12 protein-coding genes are annotated in these 12,586 nt (G+C 74.3%); 3 read left to right on the top strand and 9 right to left on the bottom strand.

What is annotated here, in order from left to right:
* Positions 1–274: hypothetical protein (locus AB0E77_RS13140; RefSeq protein ID WP_361569303.1), on the bottom strand; the 274-nt coding region annotated here is incomplete at its 3' end.
* Positions 275–483: 209 nt separating this feature from the next.
* On the opposite strand from AB0E77_RS13140, the gene AB0E77_RS13135 reads away from it, so the two are divergent.
* Together AB0E77_RS13135 and AB0E77_RS13130 are read left to right on the top strand one after the other, a co-directional pair.
* The gene (locus AB0E77_RS13135; RefSeq protein WP_361569301.1) at positions 484–2,145 is read left to right on the top strand and encodes an alkaline phosphatase D family protein; all 1,662 of its coding nucleotides are present in this window, start codon (positions 484–486) and stop codon (positions 2,143–2,145) included.
* A 204-nt stretch (positions 2,146–2,349) separates the two neighbouring features.
* Positions 2,350–3,714 (top strand): trypsin-like serine protease, encoded by a 1,365-nt coding sequence (locus AB0E77_RS13130; protein WP_361569299.1) that lies wholly within the window; start codon positions 2,350–2,352, stop codon positions 3,712–3,714.
* 86 nt (positions 3,715–3,800) lie between these two features.
* Here the strand turns inward: AB0E77_RS13130 and AB0E77_RS13125 are convergent, their stop codons facing one another.
* The 7 genes from AB0E77_RS13125 to AB0E77_RS13095 form a co-directional block, all read right to left on the bottom strand.
* The gene (locus AB0E77_RS13125) at positions 3,801–4,880 is read right to left on the bottom strand and encodes a serine hydrolase domain-containing protein (RefSeq protein ID WP_361569297.1); all 1,080 of its coding nucleotides are present in this window, start codon (positions 4,878–4,880) and stop codon (positions 3,801–3,803) included.
* Positions 4,877–5,797 carry a hypothetical protein gene (locus tag AB0E77_RS13120; protein ID WP_361569295.1) on the bottom strand — a complete coding sequence of 307 codons (921 nt, stop codon included), beginning with the start codon at positions 5,795–5,797 and terminating at the stop codon, positions 4,877–4,879. Before AB0E77_RS13120 ends, AB0E77_RS13125 begins: the two co-directional genes overlap by 4 nt.
* Positions 5,794–6,735 (bottom strand): hypothetical protein, encoded by a 942-nt coding sequence (locus AB0E77_RS13115; RefSeq protein WP_361569331.1) that lies wholly within the window; start codon positions 6,733–6,735, stop codon positions 5,794–5,796. The genes AB0E77_RS13120 and AB0E77_RS13115 overlap by 4 nt, the downstream gene beginning before the upstream one ends.
* A 107-nt stretch (positions 6,736–6,842) precedes the next feature.
* Positions 6,843–7,550 carry a hypothetical protein gene (locus AB0E77_RS13110; RefSeq protein ID WP_361569293.1) on the bottom strand — a complete coding sequence of 236 codons (708 nt, stop codon included), beginning with the start codon at positions 7,548–7,550 and terminating at the stop codon, positions 6,843–6,845.
* A gap of 21 nt (positions 7,551–7,571) precedes the next feature.
* Complete coding sequence (locus tag AB0E77_RS13105) at positions 7,572–7,754, bottom strand: hypothetical protein (protein ID WP_361569291.1); 183 nt, start codon at positions 7,752–7,754, stop codon at positions 7,572–7,574.
* Between the two features lie 169 nt (positions 7,755–7,923).
* The gene (locus tag AB0E77_RS13100) at positions 7,924–8,559 is read right to left on the bottom strand and encodes a class I SAM-dependent methyltransferase (RefSeq protein WP_361569289.1); all 636 of its coding nucleotides are present in this window, start codon (positions 8,557–8,559) and stop codon (positions 7,924–7,926) included.
* Between the two features lie 145 nt (positions 8,560–8,704).
* Positions 8,705–9,703 (bottom strand): mechanosensitive ion channel family protein, encoded by a 999-nt coding sequence (locus AB0E77_RS13095; protein ID WP_361569287.1) that lies wholly within the window; start codon positions 9,701–9,703, stop codon positions 8,705–8,707.
* 239 nt (positions 9,704–9,942) lie between these two features.
* Here AB0E77_RS13095 and AB0E77_RS13090 point away from each other — a divergent pair, with 239 nt between their 5' ends.
* Positions 9,943–10,371 carry a PPOX class F420-dependent oxidoreductase gene (locus tag AB0E77_RS13090; protein WP_361569285.1) on the top strand — a complete coding sequence of 143 codons (429 nt, stop codon included), beginning with the start codon at positions 9,943–9,945 and terminating at the stop codon, positions 10,369–10,371.
* Positions 10,372–10,397: 26 nt separating this feature from the next.
* On the opposite strand, the gene AB0E77_RS13085 is transcribed toward AB0E77_RS13090, so the two are convergent.
* On the bottom strand, positions 10,398–12,491 hold the full coding sequence (locus AB0E77_RS13085) for an MMPL family transporter (RefSeq protein ID WP_361569283.1): 2,094 nt from the start codon (positions 12,489–12,491) through the stop codon (positions 10,398–10,400).
* Positions 12,492–12,586: the final 95 nt, after the last annotated feature.

Here is a 12,586-nt window from a genome sequence, read left to right as displayed (position 1 = left end):
TCCGGTACCACGGCCGCGGGGGCGGACGGACTAGGCGGGCAGGGGTGCAGACCCGGCGGACCGCGTCGGCCGCGCCGCCCGACTCGGGCAGCACGTCGGCCCAGCCGACCGCCGGGAAGCGGGACAGCTGCGACCGGTGGAGGGACAGCCCGCACACGGTCTGGTTCGTGCCCTGCTCCCACGCGTGCACCTCGCCGGCCGGCAGCCAGCGGTTGTCCTCCGCATCCCACCAGCGGCCGGAGGCCGCCACCTCGTAGCGCCGTCTCCTGGCCATCGCCCCGGCCCGCCGCCTCTCCACCGCCGCGTACGCGCTTCCGTGCCCGCACCGGGTGCCCCGGGCCGGCGGCGGTCACACGCGCGTACCGCCTCCTGTGTGATCACTCCGCACGCCCTGAGCATTTTGGTCATTTTGTCTGCATAACATGCGGCGTCCGCGCACCGCGGCTCTTCCCGACGCGAGGTCCACGTACGAGAGGACACCAGATGGCGCCCACGGGCCGTCACAGCGCACTGGCCGAGCACGCCTTCTCCCCGCACGACGCCGTGCTGTCCGCCGCCGCCCGGCACCTCGGCCGGCGGCGCTTCCTCACCGTCACCGCGGCCGCCGCCGCGCTGGCCTTCACCACCAATCTGCCGGCCCTGGGCGCGGTCGCCGCCCGCGCGCGGACCGCCCGTATCACCAAGGACCCCTTCACCCTCGGCGTCGCCTCCGGCGACCCGCTGCCGGACTCGGTGCTGCTGTGGACCCGGCTGGCACCCGAGCCCTTCCTGGCGGACGGCGGGATGGGCACGGAGCGGGTGGCGGTCGAGTGGGAGGTGGCCCTCGACGAGCGCTTCGCGGGCGTCCTGCTCCGGGGTACCGCCGACGCACACGCCGAGTACGCCCACAGCGTCCACGTCGACGTCACGGGCCTGACGCCGGGCACCGAGTACTACTACCGCTTCCGGACCGGGTCCTGGATCAGCCCGGCGGGCCGCACCCGCACCGCGCCCGCGCCGGGCAGCGACGCGGGCTCCCTGAGGCTCGCCGCCGTCGCCTGCCAGGCCTACCAGGACGGCTACTACACCGTGCTCCGGCACGTCGCCGAGGACGACATCGACGTGGTCTTCCATCTCGGCGACTACCTCTACGAGTACGCGGTGAACTCGGCGGGCGGCGAGCGGCGCTACACGGACATCACGCTGCCCGACGTGTTCAACCGCGAGACCATGACCCTCGCCGACTACCGGCTGCGCTACTCGCTCTACAAGACCGACCGGGACCTCCAGGCAGCCCACCACGCCCACCCCTTCGTCGTCTCCTGGGACGACCACGAGACGGAGAACAACTACGCCGGTAGCGTCCCCGAGAACGCGGTGCCGCCGGCCGAGTTCCTGCTGCGCCGCGCCGCCGCCTACCGCGCCTACTGGGAGAACCAGCCCCTGCGCGCCGCGCAGCTGCCCCAGGGCCCCGACGCCCGGCTGTACCGCCGGCTGCACTGGGGCACCCTCGCCCAGTTCGACGTCCTGGACACCCGCCAGTACCGCTCCGACCAGGCCTACGACGACCGTCCGCACGCTCCGGGCGCCGAGTCCGACGATCCGGCGCGCACCATGACCGGCGCCGCGCAGGAGAAGTGGCTGATCGACGGCTGGCGGAGCTCGACGGCGCTGTGGAACGTGATGCCGCAGCAGGTCTGTTTCTCCCAGCGCAAGTTCGACGTGACCGCCGACGCCCCGCTCTCCATGGACGCCTGGGACGGCTACCGGGCCTCCCGCGACCGGGTCGTCGCCGGGGCGAAGGCGGCCGGGGTCGACAACTGGCTGATCCTCACCGGCGACGTGCACGTGGCCTACGCCTTCGACGTCAAGGACGACTTCGACGACCCCGCGTCCGCGACCCTCGGCACGGAGGTCACCTGCACGTCCGTCGCCAGCGGCCGGGACGGCGTGGAGCAGCCCGCCAACTGGGACACGTACATGCGGGCCAATCCGCATCTGAAGTTCTACAACGGCAAGCGCGGCTACCTGCGGGCCGAACTGGGCCGCCGAGCCGCCCACCTGGACTTCCGGACGGTGCCGGCGGTCACCACGCCCGGCGCCGCCGTCACCACCGCCGCCTCCTTCGTCACCGAGGCGGGCGCGCCGGGGCTGCAGCCGGCCTGAGCCGGGCGGGGCGGGCCCGCGCGTGTACTGCACTTGCACCCACCGCGTCCCCCGTCGCGGGGAAGGCGCGCGTGTCCGGCATGCGTGCGCGGATTTCTGGCAAAACCTGTGACTTCGTCCCGGTCGCTCACTGACCCAGGGCCGGTCCACCAGGTCACTCGTTTTCCGCGCTGTCTCGCACAGCCCTCGAAGGAGGCACATCGCATGGTCGGCAGACATGCCGCGCGCACCCGCCGCGCCGCCCTGACCGCGCTCGGCGCACTCGCCCTGACCGCGTTCCCCCCGGCCGCGTCGGCCGCGCCCGCGCCGCAGCCCACCGCCGCGCAGGCACTCGGCGCCGGCAAGGCGCCGGCACAGGTGCTGCGCGCGATGGAACGCGACCTGAAGCTGGCGCCCGGTCAGGCGACGGCCCGGCTGGTCAACGAGGCGGAGGCCGGCACCCGTGCGGGCCGGCTGCGCAACTCGCTGGGCGACCGCTTCGCCGGGGCCTGGGTGAGCGGCGCGACCTCCGCCGAGCTGACCGTCGCCACCACCGACGCCGCGGACAAGGGCACGATCGAGGCGCAGGGTGCCAGGGCGGCGGTCGTCGAGAGGCCGCTGGCGCAGCTGGCCTCGGTCAAGGAGAAACTGGACGCCGCCGCCGTGCGGACCGGCGCCGCCGAGACGCCGGTCTGGTACGTCGACGTGCGGACCAACCGGGTCATGGTCCAGGCGACCAGCGAGGAGGCCGCGGCGTCCTTCGTCAGGAGCGCCGGCGTCGAGGCCGAGAACGTGGGTGTGCGGGTGTCCGCGAACCGGCCGCGGCTGCTGAAGGACCTCGTGGGCGGCGACGCCTACTACATCGACGCGCAGGCCCGCTGCTCCATCGGCTTCTCCGTCACCAAGGGCGAGGAGCAGGGTTTCGCCACGGCCGGTCACTGCGGCAGGCCGGGCGCGCGGACGACCGGGTCGGACCAGAGCGACCAGGGCACCTTCCAGAGCTCCACCTTCCCCGGCAAGGACATGGCCTGGGTGGCCGTCAACGACGACTGGACCGCCACGCCGGACGTGAAGGCGCAGGACGGGCAGAAGGTGCGGATCGCCGGCTCGGTGGAGGCGCTCGTCGGGGCGTCGGTGTGCCGTTCCGGGTCCACCACCGGCTGGCACTGCGGCACCGTCCGCCAGCACGACACGAGCGTGCGGTACGCGGAGGGCACCGTCGACGGGCTGACCGAGACCACGGTGTGCGCCGAACCGGGCGACTCCGGCGGCCCCTTCGTCGCGGGCGTCCAGGCGCAGGGCACCACGTCGGGCGGCTCCGGTGACTGCACCAACGGCGGCACCACGTTCTACCAGCCGGTCAACCCGCTGCTCAGCGACTTCGGTCTCACCCTGACCACCACGGCCGCCCAGACCCAGACGCCCGCGCCGCAGGACAACGCGGCGGCGGACGCGTGGGCCGCCGGCCGGGTCTACCAGGCCGGGGCCACGGTGTCGTACGACGGGGTGCGCTACCGGTGTCTGCAGAACCACCAGGCGCAGGGCGCGGGGTCGCCGGCGAGCACGCCGGCCCTGTGGCAGCGGGTGTGACACCCGGCGGCACGCCTGACCGACCCGCCTGACCGACGCACACGCCCCCGGCGCAGGGCCGTCGCCCCGCGCCGGGGGCGTGTGCGTCAGCCGTCGGCGAGCAGCGCGTAGGCGGTGGCGATGAACGGGTCGCGGGCGCGGAAGCGGCGGGTGCACACCGCGGCCAGGGCGGTGCCGGTGCCGGGCCGGAAGCCGAGGAACGCCTGCTGGCCGAGGGTGGCCCCGCTGTGGAAGTACATCGGCCCGCCGTCGGTGGGGTGCCGGAACCAGGCCATCGTGTGCACGTGCCGGTGGTCCAGTCCCCGCCGGAGCACCGGAACCCGCACCGCGCGCAGGGCGCCGGCCGCCGGTGAGCCCGCGGGGTCGAGATGGGCCTCGAGGAACGCGAGCAGGTCGTGGGGGGTGGCGCGGACGGCCCCGGCGGCCTGGAAGCCGCCCGCGTCGAACGGCGGCACCGGGGTGCGGCCGTCCTTGCCGTACCCGGCGGCGTCGATCTTGGGGTCCTCGGCCGCGAGGGCCGTGCCGCTCAGGCCGAACGGGCGCAGGACGTGCTCGGTGAGCAGGTCCTGCCAGGGTGTGCCGGTGGCGGCGGCGACGGCGTGTCCGAGCACGGCGACGCCGAAGTTGGAGTAGTGCCAGCGTGTGCCGGGCCGGTGCCGGGGGCGGTGGCGCAGGAAGGCGTCGGTGACCCGGGCGGCCGGGTAGCGGGCGTAGGGGTTGGTGCGCCGGGCCGGCAGGGTGCGCGGGAGGAAGTCGCGGGGCAGCGCGGGCAGTCCCGCGGTGTGGGTGATGAGGTGGGCGAGGGTCACGGGCTCGGGCCCGACGGTCCGGCCGGGATCGAGACAGGCGGCGGCCGGCTCGCCGCCGGTGAGCGCGCCTTGCCGGACGAGCCGGGCCAGCAGGAGTCCGGTGAACGTCTTGGAGGCCGAGCCGATCTCGTAGCGCAGGTCCTCGCGGGCGATGTCGGAGGGCGCGCCGGTGCCGCCGCTGTGGACGGTGCGGCGGCCGTGCCGGGAGAGGGCGAGGACGACGTCGGGTGCGTCGCAGGCGTCCGCGGCGGCGGCGAGCCGCTCGCGCAGGCCGTCCTCGTCGGGGGCGGCGTCCGCCGGCGGTGCGTCCTCGTCGGCCGGGGGCTCACCCGGCCAGGGGCGGTGCCGCGCCGTCATGAGGCGGCGTGCGCCAGCTCGGTGAGGGCGCGTGAGGTGGCCAGCAGTGACGCGAAGGCGGCGACGAGCGTCGGGTGGTAGACGATGTCGAACACCTCCTCGGGGTCGCCCTCGGGCATCGTCCGGATCGCGGGCATCGCGCCGTCGGGCTGCTGGGCGGCGGCGAAGCCCTCCCAGGCCGCCCGGTCGAGGGTGGGGCGGGGCAGGCAGGCGTCGACGACGAGGAGTTCGCCGAGCAGGTCCCAGCGCTTGAGGTCCAGCCAGTCGTCGAGCCAGACGGGCAGCCAGGTGGCGAGGTAGTCGGCGGTGCCGGGCGGCAGGCCGCCGGGGTTCTCGCCCCAGTCCGTGAGGTGGAAGACGGTGTGCGTGATGTCGTAGGCGGTGTGGCCCTCGACCGTCCACGGTTCGGGGGTGGCGGCCAGCCAGGTGGTGCCGGCGAGCTCCGACTCGGGCGGCCGGGCGGGCAGGCCGAAGCGGCGCTGGAAGGCGGACAGGCCCAGCCGGCGGGTGGGCGTCACGGGAAACCTCGCCCAGCTGTCGAGGCGGTGGTTGAGCACGGTGGCGCGTTCCACCTCGGGCTGGCTGTAGCCCAGCTCCTTGAACGGCAGGTACACCTCGAACGGGATGGGCGAGAACGGTTCGATGCGCTGGCCGCGGGCCAGCATGCGGCCGCCGTCCAGGGTCTCCCGCCAGGTGTGGTCGAGCAGTTGGCGGGCCAGTTGCGCCTGCCGGGTGCCGGCCACGCCCTCGCGGAAGAGCACCGTGCAGATCAGGGCGAGCTCGCCGACCGGCTTGAAGCGCTCCAGGAAGCCCACCTCGGGGTCGGCGTCCGGCTCCAGCCGGAATCCGTCGCGGTGGGACCACAGCCACTCCAGGGCGCCGACGCCGACGTTGTGTATCAGCCGGGTGTCCGTCATGCCGGCGCTCCTTGTCCGCTGTGCCCCGGTGCGGCGTGCTCCGGCCGGGCCCGCGTGAGGGCCGCGGCGAAGACCGCCATCAGGGTGGAGTGGTAACAGTCGGTGAAGTCGTAGGGTTCCTCCGGGTCGGGGCCCGCGGCGTCCTGGAAAGCACCCTCCTCCGGGATCGCGCCCGAGGGGTGCTGGGCCTGGGCCAGCCGCCGCCAGGCGTCCCGCAGCACCGCCGGCGGGGGCGGGCCGGGCACACTGGCCGCCACCGCCAGCAGCTCGCAGCTCAGGTCCCACATCCTGGCCTCCAGGCAGGTGTCGAGCCAGGGCGGCAGCCAGTGCAGCAGGTAGGCCGCGAGGTCGGGCGGCACGCCCCGGGCGGTTCGGCCCCAGTCGGTGAGGTGGAAGACGACGTGGGTGAGCGCGTAGCCGGCCGCGCGCTCGAAGGTCCAGGGTTCGGGCAGACCGCCCAGCCAGGTGCGGTCGAGCACCTGCGGCACCCGGCCGTGCGGGGGGATGCCGCTGTGCCGTTCGGCCTCGAGGACGCCGAGCCGCCGGGTGGGGTACTGCTCGGTCAGCCGCCAGCCGCGGGTGCGGGCGACCAGGGCGGCGGAGTCCTCGTAGCCGGGGTGCCGGTGTCCGGCGGAGGCGAAGGCCGCGTAGACCTCGAGCGGGTAGGTGGCGAAGGGTTCCAGCGACTGCATCAGCAGGAACAGCTCGCCCTGGCGGGTCTGTTGCCAGGCGAACTCAAGCAGGGCGGTCACGCGCGCGTGCAGCGGGTCCGACGGCGGGGTGCACAGGGACACGGAGGCGCAGACCCGGGCGAGTTCGCCCAGCGGCTTCCAGGTGCGGTTGACCTGGCCCTCGGCGGCGAGGGCGTCGTCGCCGAGCTCGAAGCGGTCGCGGTGGGCGTGCACCCAGGCGAGCGCGGACTCCTCGATCCGCCGCACCTGCCGGGCGTCCTCCTCGTGCCATCGGTCGCCGTCCGGTGCCGCGTTCGCGGGAGCCGTACGGGCGGGGTGCGCCGCGTGTGCCGGGTGCGCCGTGTGCGCCGTGCTCACAGGAGGACTCCGGCCGGCATCAGCCGCGCCGCCTCCAGCTGGAGCGCGACCCGCGGGTCGCTGCCGCCCATGAGCCGTACGAAGTCGAGGCCCGTCTCGAGGCCGAGGGTGTCCGGCACGCCGTCCAGGAGGGTGAGCCAGCGTCCGGCGCCGGCGGCCTGCTGCCAGTCCCGGCGGCGCACCGCCCGCACGAAGCCCCGGGCGACGTCCACCGGGCGGCGCCGGGCCGCGCGGGTCACCGCGCAGTCCTCGCCGGGCAGGGCCAGCGGGGCGAGCACGGCGAGCTGGTGGGTCAGCTGCTGCCAGCCGGCGTCGTCGAGCCAGCCGGCGTCGGGTTCGCCACCGCCTTCGCCGGCGAGCGGTCCGGCCAGGGGTGCTTCGGTCCGGCGCAGGGCGCGGGCCATCGCCCAGTGGCTCCATACGACGGTCGGGGCCGCGTCGGGGCGCGGCGCATGGGCCGCCACGGCGTCCTGGAAGACGGCGAGGAGGCCGGGGTCGGGCGGAACGCCCAGAAGTGCGGTGGGCAGCAGTGTGTCGGCGCCCAGGATGCGTATGGCGGCGCGCGTGATGCCCGCGCCCGCGCCGTCCGTCGTCGCGGTGCCGCCCGCTCGCGCGTGGTCTCCGCTCCGAAGAGCGGAGACCACGTCCGAAGCGAGGTCCAGCACCGTGCCCTGGAGGAGGGCTGATGTGCTCGACTGCTCCATCTCACTGCTCCCGTCGGTCCGTCAGCCCTTCTTCGGGCGCGGGGTCGGGGGCGAGAGCAGCAGGTGCCCGCCGCCGGACTGCAGGGCGAGACCGGCGCACTCGCGGCTGTCCCTGAAGACTCCGTCGGGCTCGGCGGGGTCGAGCACTGCCTCGATGTCGATGTTCTCGGTGACTTCCTCGAGCACCTTGTCCTTGGAAGGCATTTCACCATCTCCTCTGGTAGCCAAAGGCCTTCACACCACAGGTGTCCGGGAAGCCACAAAGCATTCCTCTCTTCTCAAAATTCTCAGAAGATACTTTTTCAACATTTCGGACAGTCAGGTGGGTCTCGCGGACTGCGGTGCGCGGGCGTGTGTGCGGTCTGTGCGGCCCTCACCCGCGCCGCAGGCGCCACACGTTGTCGTCGCGGTGGCCCTCGGCGCCCTCGGGGGAGGCGCTCGGCCGGCGGACGGTCTCCTTGGTCAGGACGGTCCACTCGCCGGCCGGCAGCGCCAGCTCGTCGAGGACCGAGTCCAGGGTGGGGAACACCGCGTCGAAGGGCGGTTCGGTCTGCCACGAGGGCCAGCCGGCGTGCATGACGACCAGGAGGGTGCCGCCGTCCGCGACGGCGGCTGCCGCGGCGCGCAGGACCGTCCCCTGGTCGAGGGCCACCGGCGACTGCAGATAGTGGGCGCTCACCAGGTCGAAGGAGCCCTGGGGGAACGAGTGCCCGAGTTCGTGGCGCTCCCAGGAGACGCGGTCACCGACCCCGGCGTCGGCGGCGTGCCCGGCTGCGCGTTCGAGCGCCGTGGCGGAGATGTCCACTCCGGTGACGCGCCAGCCGCGGCCGGCCAGCCACACGGCGTCCGCGCCCTCGCCGCATCCCAGGTCGAGTGCGGTACCGGGAGCGAGGTCTCCGGTCTCCCGGACCAGGAGGGCGTTGGGGCGGCCGCTCCAGACGCGGTCGGTGTCGCGGTAGCGGGCCTCCCAGAACTCGGCGGCGGGGGCGGGTGCGGGCGTGTCGGTCATGCGTGCCTCCTGGGGAACGGACACGGTCGTCTGCTCGGCCGGGCCCGCGGGATGCGCGGCCCGTCTCCGCCAGGCTGCACCCACCTGCGCCGACACGGCGAACGGCTTTGCCGGAACGGCAAGTGCGTCCCGTCCCCGCCCCGCGTCAGCGCAGGGCGGCCGAGTCGGGCTCGGAGGAGTCGCCGCCGCGCACCCACACGTTGCGCGCGAAGGGGATGTCGATGCCGGCCTCGTCCAGGGCGTCCTTGACCCGGCGGCGCAGTTCGCGGGTGACGCCCCACTGCTGGAGGGGCACGGTGCGGACCGCGACCCGCACCACGACCCCGTCCGGGTCGAGGGACTGCACACCCCACACCGACACGTCCTCCAGCAGGAGGTCCGCGAAGTCCGCGTCCTCGCGGAGCGTGCGGCCGGCGTCCTCGAGGACGCGGTAGACGGTGTCGAGGTTCGCGTCGTAGGTCACGGCGACGTCCAGGACGGCGCGGGCCCACTCCTGGCTGTCGTTGCGGACGCGCAGGATCTCGCCGTTGCGGATGTGCCACAGACCGCCGTTGAGGTCGCGCACATGGGTCAGGCGCAGGCCGACGTGCTCCACCTCGCCGACGGCCTCCCCCAGGTCGACGGAGTCGCCGACGCCGTACTGGTCCTCGATCATGATCAGCAGGCCGGACAGGTAGTCGGCGACGAGGCTCTGCGCGCCGAAGCCGATGGCCAGGCCGACGACTCCGGCACTGGCCAGCAGCGGGCCGAGCGCGATGCCGACCTGGTCGAGCACCATGGCGACGCCGACCATGAACAGCACGATGGTCACGGCGCTGCTGAGCACCGAGCCGATGGTGCGGGCCCGCTGCTCGCGCCGCTGCCGCACCCGGGTCCGGTCGCGGTGCAGTACGGCGGGGCCCCGGCCGGACCACCGGGTGCGGGTGCGCTCGTTGTCGCCTGCCGAGGGTTCGAGTACGCGTTGCACGACCCGGGTGATGGCCCTCTTGGCCACCACGCGCACCACCAGCAGGATCACGACGATGAGCGCGATCCGCAGCGGTACTCCGACGAGTGCGGTGGTGTGGTCGCCCACCCAGTCCGACCAGGAGGCCGCCGACTGCGGTCCGGTGGCCGTGCCGGTGGCTGCGATTGCGTGCGTCATCGCCTCGTGTGCTCCGTTCCTCGGCGCGTACGTCTCTGCCGTCGGCCCCGTCTACCCGGGGGCGGCTCGAACATGACACCGGGGAAGGTTTCGCCGGATTCACCCGTTCGGACGCATTCGCGCCCCCGCGCCCGGCGGTTGCGCGGGCTCCTCACGCCGGCGACGGGCGCTCGCGTCCGCGTGCGCGTCGTAGGCTGAGGAGCGAACGACGATCATCGACGGCCGGGCCGAGGAGACGTATGGACACCGGGCAACAGGACGACGCGGACGCCGAGTTCGTCGCCTTCTGGCAGGAGCGCCGGGTGTGCTTCCTGTCGACGCCGCGCGCCGACGGCAGCCCCCATCTGGTCCCGGTCGGGGTGACGTACGACCATGCGACGCGCACCGCGCGCGTCATCACCGGCCGGGACACCGCCAAGGTGCGCAACGTCGAGCGGGCCGGGAAGGCCGCCGTCGCCGTGAGCCAGGTGGACGGCCGGCGCTGGTCCACGCTGGAGGGCGTGGCGACCGTACGGGACGACGCCGACGCGGTCCGGGACGCGGAGGCCCGGTACACGGCCCGCTACCGGCGGCCGCGGGTGAATCCGGAGCGGGTCGTCATCGAGATCGGCGTACGGCGCTTCCTCGGCACGGTGCGCCCCCACCGGAACGCCCCCGCCGACGGGTGACGTCCGGCGTCGGGGCCGGGCGGCGGTCATCCCTCCGCTTCGCCGGGGGCCCGGCGGGCGAGGCGGCTCGGCCACCAGGCGACGGCGCCGATGTCGCGGGCCAGGGCCGGGACGAGCAGCGAGCGCACCACCAGCGTGTCCAGCAGGACGCCGAAGGCGACGATGAAGGCGATCTGCACGAGGAAGGCCAGCGGGATCACGCCCAGCGCGGCGAACGTCGCGGCGAGCACGACACCGGCCGAGGTGATGACGCCGCCCGTGGCGGGCAGGCCGCGCAGGATGCCCTGGCGCACCCCGTGGTGCAGCGACTCCTGCCGGACCCGGGACATGAGGAAGATGTTGTAGTCCACGCCGAGGGCGACCAGGAACACGAACCCGTACAGCGGGACGGAGGCGTCCGTGCCGCTGAAGCCGAACACGTGCCGGAAGACCAGGGCGGAGACGCCCAGGGTGGCCAGGAAGTTCAGCGCCACGGTGACCACCAGCAGCACCGGCAGCAGCAGCGAGCGCAGCAGGCCGGTCAGGATGACCAGGATGATGGCGAGCACCACGGGCACGATGAGCGTCCGGTCGTGCTCGGCGGTGCGCTGGGTGTCGTACTGCTGGGCGGTGTAGCCGCCGACGAGGGCGTCCGCCCCCGGGACGGCGTGCACCGAGGTGCGCAGGCGTGCCACGGCCTCCTTGGCGGCGTCGCTGTCCGCCGGCGCCTGCAGCGTCGCGTCGATGCGCACCCGCCCGTCGACCACCTTCGGGGCGCCGTCGCCGGGCCGGCCCGACGCGGTCACCGCGGTGGCGGAGGCGACGCCGCGCGTGTCCCGGGCCGCCGCGAGGACGGGCGCGGTCCGGTCCGCGTCCGCGATGATCACAGCGGGGTTGCCGGAGCCGCCGGGGAAGTGCCTGGCCAGGGTCTCCTGGGCGGCGACCGAGGCAGCGTCGTTGACGAAGATCTCGTCCAGCGGCACGCCCTTCGATTCGAGGGTGGGCCAGAAGGCGGCGCACGCGAGCAGCCCGGCGAGGCAGGCCGCCCAGATGCGGCGCGGGGACCGGTCCACCAGTGCGGCGACACGGTGCCACAGGCGGTGTCCGCCCTCCGGGTCGTCGGCGCGGACGGGCCTGGCCGGCCAGTAGGCGGCCCGGCCGAGCAGGACCAGGACGGCGGGCAGGAAGGTGAGCGTGCTCAGGACGGCGCAGACGATGCCGATGGCGCCGACGGGGCCGAGCGCGCGGTTGTTGGTCAGGTCGCTGAGCAGCAGGGCCAGCAGTCCCAGGGCGACGGTCGCCGCGCTGGCGACGACGGCTCCCCAGGAGGTGCGCAGCGCGGCACGCGCGGCGTCGAAGCGGTCCGGGTGCCGGGGCAGTTCCTCACGGAAGCGGGCGGTGAGCAGGAGGGCGTAGTCGGTGGCGGCGCCGATGACGAGGATGGAGAGGATGCCCTGGACCTGCCCGTCGACGCGCACGACGTCGCGGTCGGCGAGCGTGTAGACGATCGCGCAGGCCAGCCCCAGCGCGAAGACGGCGCCGAGGATGATGACCAGGGGCAGCAGGACGCTGCGGTAGACGAGCAGCAGGATGACGAGCACGGTGATCAGGGCGACGCCGAGGAGCAGCCCGTCGATGCCCGAGAAGGCGTCGGAGAGGTCGGCCTGTGAGGCCGCCGGACCGGCGAGCTGCGCGCGGGTGCCGGGGACCTGCTCCGCGGCCTCTCGGATGTGCCCGAGGACGTCGGGCAGGCGCTCGCCGAGACCGGGTTCGACCTGGACGACGGCCTGGAGGGCCTCGCCGTCGCCGGAGGGCAGCGCGGGTGTCGCGGGACCGACGGTCCCGGGCTCGCCCTCGAGTCCCGCGACCGCGCGGGTGGCCTCGGCTCGACGGGCGGTGACCTCGCCGCCGCCCTCCGCGGTCCACACGACGATCACCGGGAGGGTCTCGTCCTGCTGGAAGGCCTTCCGCGCGTCGATGACCCGGGTGGACTCGGCGCTGCGGGGCAGGAACGCGGCCTGGTCGTTGGTGGCGACCTCAGCCAGTTTCCCGGCGTAGGGGCCGAGCGCCCCGCCGATGCCGAGCCAGACCAGTAGGAGGACGACGGGGACGAGCCACCGGGCTCGTGAGGTGCGGGTCATCGGTCTGCGGGTCTCCAGGTCTTCCGTTGGCGCGCGGGGTGCCGGCCGATCGGGCGGGATGCCGGCGAATTACCTCGATCATAAACAATCTCAAT

This window comes from Streptomyces sp. NPDC032940, assembly GCF_040636935.1.
Lineage (GTDB): Bacteria > Actinomycetota > Actinomycetes > Streptomycetales > Streptomycetaceae > Streptomyces.
Note: the sequence above shows the minus strand (reverse complement) of the source record. Positions and strands in the feature narration are given on the sequence as shown.

What these genes read in the sequence shown, in the direction of transcription:
- AB0E77_RS13130 (WP_361569299.1), top strand. Translation starts at nt 2,350, where the DNA reads ATGGTCGGCAGACATGCCGCGCGCACCCGCCGCGCCGCCCTGACCGCG.
- AB0E77_RS13110 (WP_361569293.1), bottom strand. Translation starts at nt 7,550, where the DNA reads ATGGAGCAGTCGAGCACATCAGCCCTCCTCCAGGGCACGGTGCTGGAC.
- AB0E77_RS13090 (WP_361569285.1), top strand. Translation starts at nt 9,943, where the DNA reads ATGGACACCGGGCAACAGGACGACGCGGACGCCGAGTTCGTCGCCTTC.
- AB0E77_RS13120 (WP_361569295.1), bottom strand. Translation starts at nt 5,797, where the DNA reads ATGACGGACACCCGGCTGATACACAACGTCGGCGTCGGCGCCCTGGAG.
- AB0E77_RS13105 (WP_361569291.1), bottom strand. Translation starts at nt 7,754, where the DNA reads ATGCCTTCCAAGGACAAGGTGCTCGAGGAAGTCACCGAGAACATCGAC.
- AB0E77_RS13085 (WP_361569283.1), bottom strand. Translation starts at nt 12,491, where the DNA reads ATGACCCGCACCTCACGAGCCCGGTGGCTCGTCCCCGTCGTCCTCCTA.
- AB0E77_RS13125 (WP_361569297.1), bottom strand. Translation starts at nt 4,880, where the DNA reads ATGACGGCGCGGCACCGCCCCTGGCCGGGTGAGCCCCCGGCCGACGAG.
- AB0E77_RS13095 (WP_361569287.1), bottom strand. Translation starts at nt 9,703, where the DNA reads ATGACGCACGCAATCGCAGCCACCGGCACGGCCACCGGACCGCAGTCG.
- AB0E77_RS13100 (WP_361569289.1), bottom strand. Translation starts at nt 8,559, where the DNA reads ATGACCGACACGCCCGCACCCGCCCCCGCCGCCGAGTTCTGGGAGGCC.
- AB0E77_RS13135 (WP_361569301.1), top strand. Translation starts at nt 484, where the DNA reads ATGGCGCCCACGGGCCGTCACAGCGCACTGGCCGAGCACGCCTTCTCC.